This window comes from Enterobacter sp. PL_is514 (assembly GCF_055816715.1).
This window is the reverse complement of sequence record NZ_JBVPGN010000028.1, coordinates 355,875-372,248: the sequence shown is the minus strand read 5'-3', so window position 1 is coordinate 372,248 and position 16,374 is coordinate 355,875. Positions and strand designations below refer to the sequence as shown.

Annotated in this window: 17 protein-coding genes; 5 read left to right on the top strand and 12 right to left on the bottom strand. The window is 52.8% G+C overall.

The window, feature by feature from the left end; translation table 11 throughout:
- Positions 1-134: 134 nt before the first annotated feature.
- Both AC0TNG_RS08025 and AC0TNG_RS08020 read right to left on the bottom strand, forming a co-directional pair.
- Positions 135-386 carry a hypothetical protein gene (locus AC0TNG_RS08025; RefSeq protein WP_024909711.1) on the bottom strand — a complete coding sequence of 84 codons (252 nt, stop codon included), beginning with the start codon at positions 384-386 and terminating at the stop codon, positions 135-137.
- A gap of 246 nt (positions 387-632) precedes the next feature.
- Positions 633-1,052 (bottom strand): Exc2 family lipoprotein, encoded by a 420-nt coding sequence (locus tag AC0TNG_RS08020; protein WP_048992217.1) that lies wholly within the window; start codon positions 1,050-1,052, stop codon positions 633-635.
- Positions 1,053-1,239: 187 nt separating this feature from the next.
- On the opposite strand from AC0TNG_RS08020, the gene AC0TNG_RS08015 reads away from it, so the two are divergent.
- On the top strand, positions 1,240-2,352 hold the full coding sequence (locus AC0TNG_RS08015; protein ID WP_417927546.1) for a colicin-like pore-forming protein: 1,113 nt from the start codon (positions 1,240-1,242) through the stop codon (positions 2,350-2,352).
- 37 nt (positions 2,353-2,389) lie between these two features.
- Here the strand turns inward: AC0TNG_RS08015 and cui are convergent, their stop codons facing one another.
- The 5 genes from cui to yobA form a co-directional block, all read right to left on the bottom strand.
- Complete coding sequence (gene cui, locus AC0TNG_RS08010; RefSeq protein ID WP_407858725.1) at positions 2,390-2,938, bottom strand: colicin immunity protein Cui; 549 nt, start codon at positions 2,936-2,938, stop codon at positions 2,390-2,392.
- 350 nt (positions 2,939-3,288) lie between these two features.
- Complete coding sequence (locus AC0TNG_RS08005; RefSeq protein WP_265589657.1) at positions 3,289-3,414, bottom strand: hypothetical protein; 126 nt, start codon at positions 3,412-3,414, stop codon at positions 3,289-3,291.
- A gap of 812 nt (positions 3,415-4,226) precedes the next feature.
- Positions 4,227-4,565, bottom strand: a complete 339-nt coding sequence (locus AC0TNG_RS08000) for a YebY family protein (RefSeq protein ID WP_024909705.1) — start codon at positions 4,563-4,565, stop codon at positions 4,227-4,229.
- Between the two features lie 16 nt (positions 4,566-4,581).
- Complete coding sequence (gene copD / locus AC0TNG_RS07995) at positions 4,582-5,451, bottom strand: copper homeostasis membrane protein CopD (RefSeq protein ID WP_417927547.1); 870 nt, start codon at positions 5,449-5,451, stop codon at positions 4,582-4,584.
- Between the two features lies 1 nt (position 5,452).
- Positions 5,453-5,824: a CopC domain-containing protein YobA gene (yobA, locus tag AC0TNG_RS07990; protein ID WP_032647771.1), complete on the bottom strand. Its 372-nt coding sequence runs from the start codon at positions 5,822-5,824 to the stop codon at positions 5,453-5,455.
- 137 nt (positions 5,825-5,961) lie between these two features.
- On the opposite strand from yobA, the gene AC0TNG_RS07985 reads away from it, so the two are divergent.
- The 3 genes from AC0TNG_RS07985 to exoX all read left to right on the top strand — a co-directional run bounded on the left by AC0TNG_RS07985 (position 5,962) and on the right by exoX (position 7,640).
- Positions 5,962-6,192: a DNA polymerase III subunit theta gene (locus AC0TNG_RS07985; protein WP_008500465.1), complete on the top strand. Its 231-nt coding sequence runs from the start codon at positions 5,962-5,964 to the stop codon at positions 6,190-6,192.
- Positions 6,193-6,302: 110 nt separating this feature from the next.
- Entirely contained in the window at positions 6,303-6,953 is a 651-nt protein-coding gene (locus AC0TNG_RS07980; protein ID WP_024909702.1) for a carbon-nitrogen hydrolase family protein, read from the top strand.
- A 24-nt stretch (positions 6,954-6,977) separates the two neighbouring features.
- Positions 6,978-7,640: an exodeoxyribonuclease X gene (exoX, locus tag AC0TNG_RS07975; RefSeq protein ID WP_010432611.1), complete on the top strand. Its 663-nt coding sequence runs from the start codon at positions 6,978-6,980 to the stop codon at positions 7,638-7,640.
- On the opposite strand, the gene ptrB is transcribed toward exoX, so the two are convergent.
- Together ptrB and AC0TNG_RS07965 are read right to left on the bottom strand one after the other, a co-directional pair.
- Positions 7,637-9,697, bottom strand: a complete 2,061-nt coding sequence (gene ptrB, locus AC0TNG_RS07970) for an oligopeptidase B (protein WP_032647775.1) — start codon at positions 9,695-9,697, stop codon at positions 7,637-7,639. The two genes, exoX and ptrB, sit on opposite strands and share 4 nt — an antisense overlap.
- Positions 9,698-9,781: 84 nt before the next feature.
- Entirely contained in the window at positions 9,782-10,429 is a 648-nt protein-coding gene (locus tag AC0TNG_RS07965) for a tellurite resistance TerB family protein (RefSeq protein ID WP_024909700.1), read from the bottom strand.
- A gap of 170 nt (positions 10,430-10,599) precedes the next feature.
- On the opposite strand from AC0TNG_RS07965, the gene purT reads away from it, so the two are divergent.
- On the top strand, positions 10,600-11,778 hold the full coding sequence (gene purT, locus AC0TNG_RS07960; RefSeq protein ID WP_024909699.1) for a formate-dependent phosphoribosylglycinamide formyltransferase: 1,179 nt from the start codon (positions 10,600-10,602) through the stop codon (positions 11,776-11,778).
- A 42-nt stretch (positions 11,779-11,820) separates the two neighbouring features.
- Here the strand turns inward: purT and kdgA are convergent, their stop codons facing one another.
- From kdgA to zwf, 3 genes are all read right to left on the bottom strand, one after another.
- On the bottom strand, positions 11,821-12,462 hold the full coding sequence (gene kdgA / locus AC0TNG_RS07955) for a bifunctional 4-hydroxy-2-oxoglutarate aldolase/2-dehydro-3-deoxy-phosphogluconate aldolase (RefSeq protein WP_024909698.1): 642 nt from the start codon (positions 12,460-12,462) through the stop codon (positions 11,821-11,823).
- A 39-nt stretch (positions 12,463-12,501) separates the two neighbouring features.
- Positions 12,502-14,313 carry a phosphogluconate dehydratase gene (gene edd / locus AC0TNG_RS07950; RefSeq protein WP_024909697.1) on the bottom strand — a complete coding sequence of 604 codons (1,812 nt, stop codon included), beginning with the start codon at positions 14,311-14,313 and terminating at the stop codon, positions 12,502-12,504.
- A gap of 233 nt (positions 14,314-14,546) precedes the next feature.
- Complete coding sequence (zwf, locus tag AC0TNG_RS07945; protein WP_023312228.1) at positions 14,547-16,022, bottom strand: glucose-6-phosphate dehydrogenase; 1,476 nt, start codon at positions 16,020-16,022, stop codon at positions 14,547-14,549.
- Positions 16,023-16,374: the final 352 nt, after the last annotated feature.

Here is a 16,374-nt window from a genome sequence, read left to right as displayed (position 1 = left end):
TATGAACAGTAATTGAATAAACCAAATCAGTTAACCCAATCTTCAATTGCAACTTTTCCATTCTTCTGCCTCAGCCAATGTAAGTGGATTGCTTATTATACGCAAAAATCAACTTACCCTTCACACCATTAATTTTAATGATCTGAATCACCCGCTATAGCCTCGCCATCCTGAGTTATTAATGCCTTCCTCTGAACTTTTGCGAAGTCCAGCCTACCGCAGAGCGCAATCAGGATGGTGTCACCTATTTCCGGATTTCTGGCAATATTAATTATCACGTACTCAGCTGATGTTTCGATAGTTCGGCAGTTGTCCTCATGACCGCAAAGGTTGGTAATAGTGAGTATCTCCTCAGCGAGGTCTAATGCAGGTGATTGAAAACCCATGATAGCCCCCTAACACCTAACTGTATGTTTATAGAGCTCAACTAAAAACTGAGGGTCAAGAATTTGGGTCAAAAAACCGCACAAGCGGGTAAGCGATTAATAAAAAAGCACTAAACACCATTCTCTGACTCAAGAGAAACCATACAGAATCATCTCTAACTAAAACTTTGATGTTAATGAACCACAACCAGGTGTTTTCGTGAATGTAATGCAGAAACGGGTACCGAAATCTACTGTTATTACTACTCACATCCTTCCTTTATAACCATCAATGTAAGCTTCAGAGATAGCGTCGCTCATGGCTTTACGCTGTTTAGCAGACCATGATTTATTGTCGACGTAACGAGTGCCCGCAAAAATAGTTTCACTCTGGATGGAGTTCAGAAATGCCTCGCTACGAAACTTATCTGCACGCTTGTTCGCGTCCTCTAAAGACATGCCTGATAAGCGGTCTTTTGCTCCCAGATCATGAAAAGTTTTAAAGAATGGCACCGCCATCTTAATACTGTCGGCTTTTATAACGCGTACATTCGGGTCAAAGCCGTCATCTGCAGCATATACATACTGGCGTGCATGGCGTTCTGCACTTGTTTGAGGGGTGCATGCGCTGCTCATCAAAGATGATGTTAACAGCGCACACACGAATAATCCGTTAGATTTATTCATGAAGATCTCCTTTCCAGTAAACAATATTCCCATCAGTAGCTTATCAGGATTTTCCGCTCTCAGTCATACCCCAAAATCTGTCATTGACACGTTAGAAACAGCGGCGTAGGATTCGAACCACTGTATATATAGCAATGTGTTTATATACAGTATTGTCTAACTTTTAACCGTCAAAGAGGAATTAACTATGAGTGGTAATGGTGGCGACAACGCACACAACAATGCGTTCAGTGGTGGCAAAAATCCTGGCATCGGTAACTCTGGTTCTGGCAGCCATTCCGGTACATCAGGAAATGGAGGGAATGGTGGCCGTACACAGAATATTAATGGATTTTCTGTGGATCCAAACAACAGTGCACAGGTGAATGCTGCTAACAGAGGTGATGCGGCTGGAGTATTTTCTGCCGGTGGTGCAATTGCTATCAGTTCCGGAGTAGACAGTCATTCAGGTAAAGGCTCCGGTGGTAATGGTGGTAACTCAAGTTCACAGTCTGGTAGTAATAACTCCCAGAATCAAAATGGAAATAGCACTACGAGTGCTCCATCTACCTGGGATAGGACGGCAAAGTACTATGGCTCCAGTGATAAAGTTTCCCGAAAAGCGCTTAAGAACTTATATGAACAAGCAGTGCGGGATGGAAGTATACCAAAAGCAGCCCGGGGTAATTTGCGCGAAAATGTCCAGAAGATGCTCGATGAAGATAATCAAATTGAAGCATTACAAAAAGCCAGCGAAATTATTGCTGACATGGGGGAAAAAGTTGGTAGTCACCTGGGGCAAAAATATAAAGATGTGTCAAGGGACATCGCAAGTAACGTTAAAAACTTCCAAGGTAAAAAAATTCGTAACTACAATGATGCAATGACCTCTCTGAATAAGATTATTGCCAATCCGGGGATGAAAATTAATCAAGGTGATAAAACTGCGATCGTTAACGCATGGAAAAGTCTGAATGCAAGTGACATGGCAAACAAACTCGGCAATCTAAGCAAAGCATTTAAGACTGCAGATCTGGTGATCAAAGTCGAAAAAATCCGAGAGAAAAGTATTGAAGGGTATGAAACAGGAAACTGGGGTCCATTGATGCTAGAGGTAGAGTCCTGGGTTATTAGTGGCATTGCTGTCGGTGTGGCTATGGGAATCTTTGGCGCCCTGGCATCTTTTGTTGCGACAACCGTCGGGCTTCCTATTACTGCATTAACAATTGCTGGAATTATCGGTATCAGTTATCTGGCTTCATTCATTGACGATAAAATCGTTGATAAAATCAACAATGAAATAATCAGACCAGCTCATTAATCTAAAAGGGGCAGAGATGTTATCTGCCCCTTAGCTTTCAACGGTGTTTTATTTTTAACTTTAAAATCAAGAAAACTGCATAAGCATAGCTGATGTAATAGCAGGTGAGTATATAACACACATAAAATACGCTTACAAAAAAAACGGTAAGAAGATAATCGTTCCCTGATAAAAGCCTCATAAATCGTCCTGATTCAGTTAACTCCACGTTACACACCAACAAATAATAAACAATTGCAATATAAAACACGGTGAATAGCATAAAAGCCAAAATACCTTTCGTGAAAGAAAAAGTGGTTTTTAAATTTAACTCTCTCCGCGCAATCAAAAAAAACAAAACACCTAACAAAGGAGCGATTTTAACATAAAAACTCATAATACCACTTAATAATGGGTTACTGGCTGAAATCAGCTCAGGAACTTTACCAGATAAAGTATACAAATAATTTAGAAAATCGCTCCCTTGGTTGTTAGCATATAATAAAAAAATCAGAAGCAAAGGTATAACCCCGACAAGAAAAATATAATACATCCTTTTTGCCGCAATGTTTGTCATATCCCTTGATTTAATTTGCTTCATAGACATATCACCTACCCTGTGTTTGGAACTTGTCCCTCTGAGTTTAGTCAGTGGATTGAATAATAGAATAATTATATTGCAGATCTGCTAGCCGATCCATTTTGTCGGTGTTGTTGAATTTTTTTCATACATAAAAGCAAATAATACAATTAGTGGGTTAAGTTTTCTCCACAACCTTATGCCAGTTATCTGCAAGCTCTCTTCGAGCCCCCCTCTCCCCTCCTGGCGGAAAAGAGAATCCAACTCGCCATTTTGAACAACCGTTAGAGCACCTAATTTCTGCGCCCCCCCAGTTCAACTCACGACTTCGGACCTTCAGTGAAGAGGACATGCCACAATTGGGGCATTTCGGTAGATCAGTCATTCCCCAGCCCCTGCAGACGCTGAAAATTAGCCAGCTTCGCTTTCGTGCGGCCGATTTCGGTCGAGATATGGCGCGATGACGGAATAATCAGATCATCTGGGCGGCTGGCGAAATGCATTTTCTCTCATTTACGGTCTTAAATTACCATCCTGATATTTACGCCTCTTATGCATTTGCTAACAAGCTCAACAGTGTAAACAGAGCCCTTCCTCGAGTTCATATGATTGCAAAAAACAGACTCACGCATACATGGGGACAGCATCTGCGTATGCCTCGGTACTTAACTCTATAGATAATGATGTTCTTCAATTACTTGCCACAAATCCTGAAATTTTTGATTTCGAAACAATTGATGATGGAGAAGTTAACATTAACGACTTTCAGGCCATGGGGGTTGTGGCATTTGCGAAAGGATGTCTGTTCTCAATTCTCCCAACTGGAAGTGTGAGGATCATGAATCGCCGAGTTAAGGTAAACGCACCTTATAAGCAGTCTTGCCTTGAAACGAGAGATCGCATGGTTGCAAAACTCTGAGATCGTCTGTGCAGAGCATTCCCAGCATTGCATGAGTTTGGTTGTTAATTTAAAAAACGGTGTGGTATAACGGGAATTGCCGGATATTGAAGTTCGGACAATTTTGGGACATTTTCGGACAGAGCGCCGTAAGTGACTGAAATATAAGACAGATAAAAAGAGACCGAATACGATTCCTGTATTCGGTCCAGGGAAATGGCTCTTGGGAGAGAGCCGTGCGCTAAAAGTTGGCATTAATGCAGGCTAAGTCGCCTTGCCTTTTAAGAATAGATGACGACGCCAGGTTTTCCAGTCCACAGCTAAAGCGGTCGGAAAAAAAGCGCCAGAGCATCATAAAATGTGAAAAACCGCAGTGCTTTCGCAAGCATCTGCGGTTTTTTATTGGAAACCTGAGCGTTAGCAGAGCTTGTCGGCACGCTCGATAAACGGCGCCAGACTCATCTTTTGTCCCGGATGCGCCGGGTCATCGATCTGAATAATGCTGATCGGCTGGCCGCTACTCTTGCCGCTGGCTACCTGCTGCTCTGCGGTATCATTTAACGGGTATTGCACCAGCGTGCTCGGGTTAATGGCATACAGCGCATGGCCCGGACGGCAGGTCAGCATCACCTCTTCGCGATTGAACGCCCATTTGTCCTTACCGACTTCAAAACGGCTGACGGTAATAACCTGCGGTGCGGCAAGCGCGCTCCCCGTGCAGGCCAGCAATATGAGAGAAAGTACTGTCTTTTTCATATGATATTTAACCTTGTCAGAAGGGTTCCCAGGTAGCGAACAGACTGACCGTTGCCAGTACCAGCGCGCCCAGCACCACTTCTGCCTGTGTCATCCTGATAAAAATCTGTTGTGCTCGCCCGGTCTCCGGACGAAACCGTGGCACCAGAAAATACCGATTTGCCAGCGCAATTACCACCATCAACGCCACCAGCGCACATTTGAACAACAAAAACTGCACGTAGCCAGCCTGCCAGGGTACATGGACGCCCAGTATCATGAGCGCATTTATCACGCCGGTGAGCAGCACGCCCGCAACGGCGTAATGCCCCACACGCGAGAAGCGCATCATGGTATAGATGGCGGCATTCTGCCAGCGTCCTTTCGACAGACGCATGCAGAACAACAGGGGCAGCAATCCGCCAAGCCAGGCTGCCGCGCAGATCAGGTGAAAAGCATAGTTAAGCCGCTGCAATGACCCCATCGGACCGTCGTTCATCGCCGCGTGACCTACCCCAGCCAGCAGGATAAGCTGGCCCATGGCGAGCAGCAGCAGCCGCGACCCCTTCAGCGGCGCGAGCCATGCCGCACCGACCGTCATCACAGCAAGAATAATTTGCCACAGCCAGACGCCACCAAACTGTGTCCTCAGTACGCCATACCAGACCTGCGGAGCAAATACATCGCCCCAGCCGTTACCCATCAGTCCGCCCTGAAGCATAAACATCAGGAGTGCAGCCGCCAGGCTCAACAAGGCAGCAACTTTCTGCTGCAGCTGGAAACGCCGGGACATCAGTCGCTGGAGAGAGGAAGGCGCAAACCAGACGCTGTAAAGCGCATTACCAAAAACCAGCATCAGCGCCCCGAAATGGATAAAGCGCAACCCGATATAACACAGCGCCAGCATGCTATTTCACGCTAAAGTGATAGCTGCCTTTGGTTTTATGACCGTCTACGGAGACGACATGCCAGTCCACCTGGTACGTCCCTGACGTCAGCGTTTGTTCCAGCGGAACGGTGAGTTGCGCCTTGTTCTTTTCGTCTCGCGTAGCGGTACCCGTTTTGATGACCTGCTTTTGCACGTCCGTCACCACCACACCGCTAAATCCAGGTTCGATACCTTCCGAAAAATTCAGCGTCAGTGCCTGCGGTGCGGTCACTACGCTGTCTGCTGCCGGGATCTGCTGTGTAAGATGTGCATGTGCCAGCACGGAGGGTGTCATCATCGTTGAAGCCACAAAAACCAGTGCGCATACCGCGCGGGAGGTGGAGAAACCCATCGCAATCATTCCTTTTTGTTATGTCTGTATGCTAAAGAATAACGCTGTATAATAAGCGAGTCGAGGAACATCCTGCCTCCGCTTGTCATCGTCGTGCAATCGCGGTAACGTTGCCGCCGCAGAAAAAGGAGAAGGAAATGAAGATCAATCTGGCCGCCCTTCCGCAGGACGAGATGGATAAAGTAAATGTCGATCTCGCAGCCGCTGGCGTCGCGTTTAAAGAGCGTTACAACATGCCCGTCGTGGCTGAAGTCGTTGAACGGGAACAGCCCGCCCATCTGCGCGACTGGTTTCGCGAAAGATTAATCGCCCACCGTCTCGCCTCGGTTAACCTCTCCCGTTTACCGTACGAACCTAAAGTTAAATAAGCTTAACGAGTCGTTACACTTCCTTACGCGGAATCTGGCAGGATAAGAAAACCCTGATAAATTTAGGTGTATTCTTAAATCTCTGCGACTCAGTGTATAAGGAAGTCACGATGTCACATTGGAATATAGCGGCAGCTCAGTATGGCGGTCAGCACCAGAGTGTGGATGACCATGTTACGCACCACCTGCGCTTCATCGCCGAAGCAGCACGGCAGCGCTGTGATTTGCTGGTCTTCCCTGAACTCTCATTAACGGGCTCAGGCGCACCGACGTTACCTCCCCCACCCGATGACGCCCAGCTGGAACCGCTGCTTGACGCGGCACATTTTTACCGGATTACCGTGATTGCCGGGCTCCCCCTGGAACGGAACGGTCAGCGCCAGAAAGGCCTCGCACTCTTCACGCCCGCCCGTCACCGCATCCTGCGCTACCCGCAAGGTAGCGGTGCCAGCCTGGTGCCGGGGGAAAAACAGCTCAGCATTATTGATGCGCATGCCGATTCCCCCAATCTCGATCCCAGAGCGTCGCTGTTTACCAGCAGCCAGTCCGTGGAAGATCACCGCTGGCGGCAGTCCATCAGTACCCTGCAGCGCTTCGCGCATAAATATGCCATTGCGGTGCTGATGGCGAACGCCTGCGGCGGTAGCGCGCTGTGGGATGAAAAAGGTCAGCTGATCGTCCGCGCCGATCGGGGCGAGCTGCTGTTGACCGGCACGCTCGGCGGAGAGGGTTGGCAAGGCGATATCATTCCTTTAGGCTAGGCGTTTTAAGCTCAGGAGTGTTCAATGCTGCGCGTCATCGATACCGAAACTTGCGATCTTCAGGGCGGAATAGTGGAAGTGGCTTCTGTCGACGTGGTTGATGGTAAAATCGTCAACCCTATGAGCCATCTGGTGCGTCCCGACCGACCCATCAGCCCTCAGGCGATGGCTATCCATCGCATTACCGAATCGATGGTGGCGGATAAGCCGTGGATCGAAGAGATCATTCCGCACTACTACGGTAGCCCGTGGTACGTCGCGCATAACGCCAGTTTTGACCGCCGGGTGTTACCTGAAATGCCGGGGGAATGGATTTGTACCATGAAGCTGGCGCGTCGCCTCTGGCCGGGAATTAAATACAGCAACATGGCGCTGTACAAGTCCCGCAAGCTCAGCGTCAGAACGCCTGAGGGACTGCACCATCACCGGGCCCTGTATGACTGCTATATCACCGCCGCGTTACTGATAGATATTATGAATATCTCTGGCTGGACGCCGGATGATATGGCGACCATCACCGGCCGTCCTGCACTTCTGACCACATTTACCTTTGGGAAATATCGCGGGAAGCCGGTGTCCGAGGTGGCGGATAAAGACCCGGGCTATTTGCGCTGGCTGTATAACAACCTCGACAGAATGAGCCCGGAACTGCGCTTAACGCTGAAACATTATCTGGGCGACGCTTAACGCTCCGCACGGCCTGGCAGCGTGTCCTGCGCCAGGCCTATTAAAAAGGCATATTCCAGGGCAACTCCTTCGTAGGATTTAAATCGTCCCGATTTCCCGCCGTGACCGGAGTCCATATCGGTACACAGCAGCAGCAGGTTGTCATCGGTTTTCAGCTCCCGCAGTTTTGCCACCCATTTTGCCGGCTCCCAGTATTGCACCTGAGAATCATGCAGACCGGTGGTGACCAACATGTGGGGATAGGCTTTCGCTTCCACGTTATCGTACGGGCTGTACGTTTTCATATAGCGGTAGTACATCTCATCCTGCGGATTCCCCCACTCTTCAAACTCCCCTGTCGTAAGCGGGATGGATTCATCGAGCATGGTCGTCACCACATCGACAAACGGGACCTGTGCGACAATCCCCTTAAAGCGGTCGGGACGCTGGTTGATCGCCGCCCCCATCAGCATGCCGCCCGCGCTGCCGCCCATCCCAAAGCAAAGCTGCGGATCCCCGTAGCCCTGCTCAATCAGCGCATCGCAGACGTCGAGGTAGTCATTGAAGGTATTTTTCTTTTTCAGGAATTTCCCGTCTTCATACCAGTGCTGCCCCAGTTCACCGCCACCGCGAATATGGGCGATGGCAAAAACAAAGCCGCGATCGAGCAGGCTTAACCGGCTGCTGCTGAAATCGGCGTCCATGCTTGAGCCATACGAGCCGTAACCGTACACCAGGATCGGGTTTTTGCCTTTCTGGAAGTGGGCTTTGTGATAGACGAGCGAGACGGGGACCTCGACGCCATCCCGGGCGGTGACCCACAGGTGCTCGCTGCGGTAGTTTTCAGACTCAAACCCTTTGACCTCGGTCTGTTTAATCACCTGACGCTGCCCGGTATCCATATCCAGCTCAAACAGGGTGTCCGGCGTGGTCATCGATGAGTAGCCGTAGCGCAGCCGCGAGGATTCAGGTTCAGGGTTGAAACCAATCCACGTCACATAGGCCGGGTCGTCGAACGCGATCCCCACCACTTCCCGCGTTTTACGGTTGATTTGCCGGATACTGGTCAGCCCTCGCTGACGCTCTTCCACCACCAGCCAGTCGGTAAACAGGGTGAACCCTTCAAGCATTACCTGATCCCGCGCGGGGATAAGCACCTCCCATTTGCGCTCATCGCGCACTTTGGTTTTATAGAGACCAAAGTTTTTACCCTCGCGATTAGAGCGCAAATAAAAGCTGTGCTGAAAGTGATCCAGGCTGTACTCGTGATCCTTGCGGCGCGGCAGGAAACAGAGCGGCTGGGCGTCGGGCAGTTCGGCATCCAGCAGCAGAACTTCCGAGGTCGTCGCGCTGGCCAGGAAGATAATCACATAGTGGCGCGAGGAGGTTTTATGCAGGCTGACATAGAACGTTTCGTCTTTCTCTTCATAGACCAGCTCGTCGTCAGCGGAGTCCGTTCCCACGGTGTGTCGCCACACCTGATAAGGCAGCAGCGTCGAGGCGTGCTTTTTGACGTAGTAAACCGTCTCGGAATCATTCGCCCAGACAAAATCCGGGGAGACGTTTTCCAGCATTTCCGGATACCAGTTGCCGGTGTCCAGATTGCGAAAACGCAGGCCGTACTGGCGACGGGAGAGATAATCCTCCGCCAGCGCCATCACCGCGTTATCCGGCGAAATGGACATGCCGCCCAGGGTATAAAATTCGCTGTGGGCGGCGCGCTGGTTGGCATCCAGCAAAATATCCCACTCATCCCATTCGGCGCTTAATACCGACTGACGCTGGTAGATGGGATACTCATTGCCGGGCTCGTAAATATGGCGATAGCGATAGCCGTTTTTGGTCCAGGGCGCAGAGATATCGCGCTGAGGAATACGCTGCACCATCTCATTCAGCAGCTGGTCCTGAAGCGTCTGCTGGCTGGACATGACCTTGCGGCCATAGTCGTTTTCCTCGTGCAGGTAGTCGAGTACCTCTGGCCGGGAGCGCGAATCGTCCCGCAGCCAGTAATAGTTGTCTATGCGCGTATCGCCATGCGTGGTGATCGCATAAGGAGTACGTCGGGCTTTCGGTGGCATGTCATCATTCTTTTAAGTTTACACCCTATAAGGTTGGCAAAACCCACGCATGATGCAAGCGAAACAGCGTCGCGACGGCGGAGGCTATCCCTGTAACGCCTGTTTTTGTTCGCGGATATCCCGCTCAATGCCCTCGCGCACGTCCTGAGGGATCTTTAACGCATCGCCCAGGGCGTTAAGGTAGCTCCGCTCCATAAAGTGATCGATATCGATGGCGGCACAGCTGAGGAAATAGAGCTCCAGCGCCTCTTCCTCATTTTTCACACTTTGCGCAAGACGCTGCGGCTCAAGCGGCTGTTCGATAGCCTGCGCCACCAGCGCTCTGCCCTTCTCTTCAACGCCGGCTTCACGCAGCTGCTGCTCGATCGCCGATCGTTCTTTGTCGTCAATATGCCCGTCACTTTTCGCGGCAAAAACCAGAGCAAGAATGAGCCGTTCGGTACGCAGATCCAGCGGCGAGGTGTGCTCGCCATAATGCGGTTCATCGCTGTGCGCGGTCCGTACCCGGTCCTTGTACTTATTCCACAGCACGGTGCCCGCGATGGCGCCGCCGCCGGCCAGCAGCGCGCCGGTGCCATATTTTGCCAGCAGCTTGCGTGAGGATTTATTCGCGACCAGCAGGCCTGCCAGCCCGCCGAGCGCTCCGGGTACCAGCAGTTTGCTGAGGTCCCGTTCGCCAGATGATGTTTTCTGCCCTAACAGGGATTGCAATTGATTTAACCAGCCAGACATGATTTCCCTCACTTAACGGTGAACATGTTCCACAGCGTAAGCGAGCGGGCGTCAGGAAATGTCTGGTCGGGCTAAAGAAGCGCAAATTTCTGCCCTCGCGTTTATCCCTGCGCAAGACAGACGCAAACGTTTTCGTTTATACTGCGCGCAACTTTTTTAGGGGGATTGTTATGATTCGTTTAGGAACTGCGCTGCGACCTGCGGCGACGCGAGTGATGCTGTTGGGATCGGGCGAGCTGGGAAAAGAGGTCGCCATTGAGTGCCAACGTTTAGGTGTGGAAGTCATCGCCGTAGACCGTTACGCCGACGCACCCGCCATGCACGTCGCCCATCGTTCTTATGTGATTAACATGCTGGATGGCGATGCCCTTCGCGAACTGATTACGCGCGAGAAGCCCGATTTCGTTGTACCGGAAATTGAAGCGATTGCCACCGATACGCTGATCGCCCTGGAGCAGGAAGGCCAGCGCGTGGTGCCCTGCGCGAAAGCCGCAAAGCTGACCATGAACCGCGAAGGCATTCGTCGCCTGGCGGCAGAAGAGCTGGGATTGCCCACCTCGAGCTACCGTTTTGCGGGCGATAAAGTCGCGTTCCTGCAGGCCGTAGAGGAGATTGGCTACCCGTGTATCGTTAAGCCGGTGATGAGCTCCTCCGGTAAAGGGCAGAGCTTCATTCGCGATAGCAGCACGCTCGATAAGGCGTGGGATTACGCCCAGCAGGGTGGCCGCGCCGGCGCCGGTCGCGTCATCGTTGAAGGCGTCGTGAAGTTTGATTTCGAGATCACCCTGCTGACCGTCAGCGCCGTTGACGGCGTCCATTTCTGCGATCCGATTGGCCACCGTCAGGAAGATGGCGATTACCGCGAATCCTGGCAGCCGCAGCAGATGAGCGCCCTGGCGCTGGAGCGTGCGCAGGCGATCGCCCGTAAAACCGTCCTCGCGCTGGGCGGCTATGGCCTGTTCGGCGTAGAGCTGTTTGTGTGCGGCGACGAGGTGATTTTCAGCGAAGTCTCCCCTCGCCCGCATGACACCGGCATGGTCACGCTGATTTCGCAGGATCTTTCCGAGTTCGCCCTGCACGTGCGCGCCTTCCTCGGCCTGCCCGTCGGGGGTATCCGTCAGTACGGCCCGGCCGCCTCGGCGGTCATCCTGCCGCAGTTAACCAGCCAGAACGTTACGTTTGATAACGTCGACGCGGCAGTGGGTGCCGGGTTGCAGGTACGTTTGTTCGGCAAGCCGGAGATCGACGGTACCCGTCGTCTTGGCGTGGCATTAGCCACCGGGGATAATATTGACGACGCGGTGGCGAGAGCGAAAGCGGCCGCAGCAAGCGTTAAGGTAGAGGGATAAAAAAAACGGGCCGAAAGGCCCGTTTTTCATGCGGCGAATGGCTTACTGCTTCGCGCCTTCCACCGCTTCGCGAGCCAGTTTTGTGATGCGATCCCAGTCGCCCGCTTCCAGCGCATCCGCCGGAACCAGCCATGAGCCACCGATGCACAGCACGCTTTTCAGCGCCAGGTAGTCACGGTAGTTGGCAGGAGAGATACCCCCCGTCGGGCAGAAGCGTACCTGAGAGAAGGGACCCGCAATCGCCTGCAGCGCTTTAGTGCCGCCGTTCGCTTCAGCCGGGAAGAATTTGAACTCTTTCAGACCGTAGTCCATGCCCAGCATCAGTTCAGAGACGGTGCTGATGCCCGGGATCAGCGGAATGGTGCCTTCGGTCGCGGCTTTCAGCAGCGACTCGGTCAGGCCCGGGCTGATGGCAAACTGCGCGCCCGCTTCGGTCACTTCAGCCAGCTGTTTTACGTTCGTCACGGTACCCGCACCGATGATGGCGTCCGGCACTTCTTTAGCAATCGCGCGAATGGCATCCATCGCGCAGGCGGTACGCAGGGTCACTTCCAGAACGCGAACGCCACCCGCAACCAGCGCTTTCGCCATCGGTACAGCGTGCTCCAGCTTGTTTACCACGATAACCGGCACGACAGGGCCAGTGGTCAGGATTGCTTCTGCACTTGTTTTCCAGTTTTTCATCAGAGTCTTCTCTCGCCAGATCGTTAAAATCAAGTCGTCTTAAAACGTAATACAGGTTGCGCCCTGCTCCGCACCGGAGAGCTTCTCACGCAGCGCGCTGAACATTTCGCGTCCGGTCCCCATGCGCGATGCGCTCAGGTCAGGAATATGGGGTTGACGTGCCGCCAGCTCGGCGTCATCCACCAGCAGGGTTAACTCGCCTGTCTGACCGTTAACGCGGATCATGTCACCGTCACGCACTTTCGCCAGCAACCCGCCGTCGTAGGCTTCAGGCGTCACGTGGATGGCTGAAGGCACTTTACCGGATGCCCCGGAGAGGCGTCCATCGGTTACTAACGCAATTTTGAAACGGCGGTCCAATAATACACCAAGTGGTGGCATAAGTTTATGTAATTCTGGCATCCCGTTAGCTTTAGGCCCCTGATGACGCACCACCACCACGCAGTCTTTGTCGAGCAGACCGGCGTCAAAGGCGGGTAACACGTCGTGCTGGCTTTCAAACACCACCGCCGGCGCTTCGATAATCTGGTTCTCTTCCGGTACGGCAGAGGTCTTCATTACCGCACGACCGAGGTTGCCGCTCAGCACTTTGGTGCCGCCGTGAGGAGAGAACGGTTTGTCGATGGTGGCGATCACCTGCGCATCAAGAGACGCGCTCGCCCCTTCGCGCCAGTCCAGCTCGCCGTTGTTCAACCACGGCTCCTGGGTATAGCGCTGAAGGCCAAAGCCTGCCACGGTATTTACGTCTTCATGCAGCAGTCCGCCTTTCAGCAGCTCGCGCATCAGCAGCGGTACGCCGCCCGCGGCCTGGAAGTGGTTAATATCCGCCGGACCGTTCGGGTACAGGCGTGCCATCAGCGGCACCACGGAAGAGATTTCGGAGAAGTCATCCCAGTTAATCAGAATGCCCGCCGCACGCGCCATGGCCACCAGGTGCATGGTGTGGTTGGTTGACCCCCCGGTTGCCAGCAGCGCGACAATCCCGTTGACGATGACCTTTTCGTCGACCATTTTGCCCATCGGCATCCATTCGTTGCCGTTGCCGGTAAGACGCGTGACCTGACGGGCCGCAGCCTCGGTCAGCGCCCTGCGCAGCGGCGCGTCCGGCTGGATAAAGGATGAGCCCGGAAGCTGCATCCCCATAAACTCCACCACCATCTGGTTCGTGTTCGCGGTACCGTAAAACGTACAGGTGCCCGGCGCATGGTAGGACGCGGCTTCCGCCTCCAGCAGCGCCTGACGGTCTGCTTTCCCTTCCGCGTACAGCTGGCGGATACGCACTTTTTCTTTGTTCGGCAGGCCGCTTGCCATTGGGCCCGACGGCACGAAGATCGCAGGCAGATGCCCAAACGACAGCGCGGCCATCACCAGGCCCGGAACAATCTTGTCGCACACGCCGAGATACAGCGCGCCATCAAACATGTTGTGCGACAGGCCAACCGCCGCGGACATAGCAATCACTTCGCGACTCAGCAGGGAGAGCTCCATACCGTCCTGGCCCTGCGTCACGCCGTCGCACATGGCGGGTACCCCACCCGCCACCTGGCCGACCGCATTCACGCTGTGCAGCGCTTTACGGATGATATCCGGGTAAACCTCATAGGGCTGGTGCGCGGAGAGCATATCGTTATAGGAGGTAATGATGGCGATATTGTTACGCAACATGCTTTTCAGCGACGCTTTATCATCAGGCTGGCAGGCGGCGAAACCGTGCGCCAGGTTACCGCAGGCCAGTTGAGATCGGTGGACGGTGTTGCTCTTTGCCTGTTCAATCCGGGAGAGGTAGGCCGAGCGGGTCTCTTTCGAGCGCTCAATAATGCGTTGTGTTACGCGTAACAATGTCGGATTCATAAAAGCTCCTCTAATTTATCTGTCCGGGCTCGGGAGTTTACAAAGTCGCTGGCAGTTGTTAACAACGCTGAAACGCTTGCTGTCCGGAGCTCAGGGGCAAAATCACTTCCGGCAGTGTAATAAAAAAAGCTCCGCGGGTGAATCCACGCGGAGCTTAAAAGTTGAAAATTGTGCCACTAGCTGAGTTAGATCATGTTACCGGTAAAATAACACTTTCGGGCTAGCGGATTATCTTACTCAAACTCGTTCCAGGAGCGGCCATCGCGGGTGATCATCGCCACCGACGCGACCGGTCCCCAGGTGCCCGCCTGATACGGTTTTGGCGCATCCTGGTCGGCAGCCCAGGCTTCGGTGATGGAGTCGACCCATTTCCACGCCTCTTCCACTTCATCGCGGCGCACGAACAGCGCCTGGATACCGCGCATGGTTTCCAGCAGCAGACGCTCGTAAGCATCGGCCAGGTGCGTCTGGTTAAAGGTTTCAGAGTAGCTCAGATCCAGCTTGGTGGTCTGCAGGTTGTGTTTATGATCCAGGCCCGGCACTTTGTTCAGGATCTGGATATCCACGCCCTCGTCCGGCTGCAGACGAATGGTCAGTTTGTTCTGCGGCAGCTCCTGCCAGGACTCTTTGAAAAGGTTCAGTTCCGGGTTTTTGAAGTAAACAACCACTTCGGAACATTTGGCCGGCAGACGTTTACCGGTGCGCAGGTAGAACGGAACACCCGCCCAACGCCAGTCGTCGATATCCACGCGGATCGCCACGAACGTCTCGGTATTGCTGGACTTGTTCGCGCCCTCTTCTTCCAGATAGCCAGGCACTTTTTTGCCTTGCGCAAACCCGGCGGTGTACTGACCACGAACGGTCTTCTCACGCACGTTGGAGCGGTCGATGCGGCGCAGTGACTTCAGCACTTTCACTTTGGCGTCACGGATGCTGTCCGCCGTCAGGTCAGACGGTGGAGACATGGCAATCATGCACAGGATCTGCAGCAGGTGGTTCTGGATCATGTCGCGCATCTGACCGGCCTGGTCAAAGTAACCCCAGCGACCTTCAATCCCCACCTCTTCCGCCACGGTGATTTCCACGTGGTCGATAGTGCGGTTGTCCCAGTTATTTACAAACAGGGAGTTAGCAAAACGCAGCGCCAGCAGGTTCAGTACCGTCTCTTTACCGAGATAGTGGTCGATACGGTAGACCTGGCACTCTTCAAAGAACTCGCCCACCTGGTCGTTGATTTCACGCGAGGTTGCCAGCGAGGTACCCAGCGGCTTCTCCATCACGACGCGCGCCGGTTTGGCGTTCAGTTTGGCTTCGCCCAGGCCTTTGCAGATGGCGCCGAAGGTGCTTGGCGGCATGGCGAAATAGTTAATGGTGACACGGTTTTTCTGATCCAGCATCGCGCCTAAGCGGGTAAACGCGCTGACGTCATTAACGTCCAGGTTGCAGAAATCGAGACGTCCACTCAGGGTATCCCACAAACTTTCATCAATTTTTTCCTTCATGAAAGTTTCGAGCGCCTCGCGGACGACTTTGGTATAAGCGTCCTTGTCCCAGTCGGCGCGCCCTACACCCAGGATACGGGTATCCGGATGAATTTGACCCGCTTTCTCCAGTTGATACAGGGAAGGCAGCAATTTTCGGCGTGCAAGGTCGCCTTTCGCGCCGAAAATGACCAGGTCACATGCCTGGGCTGTTTGCGTTACCGCCATGTCATTCTCCTCAGTTGGATCACCTGGTACTTCTGCCAGGTATCGTTGTAATTTTATTACAATGCACTGTACTGCTTTTACGTCATTCCCGAAACCATTAGCGCTTATCGTCGCGTGCGATACCGCGATTTTTCACCCTTTGGATGATTACGACGGCTTAATGACGCAACAACCGTCGTTTCTTTGCGCAACAGGGTCACAGCAAAACCCGACACCGATCAAGTAATGAAAAAAAACAACAACATTATCTTGTCGATTATTACCCTTTATGGAAGCCACGAGGGTAATATCGGCTAAATCGAATCACGATTTCATCAATTTATGAAATCGTTTACACCCATGAGCATCCTGT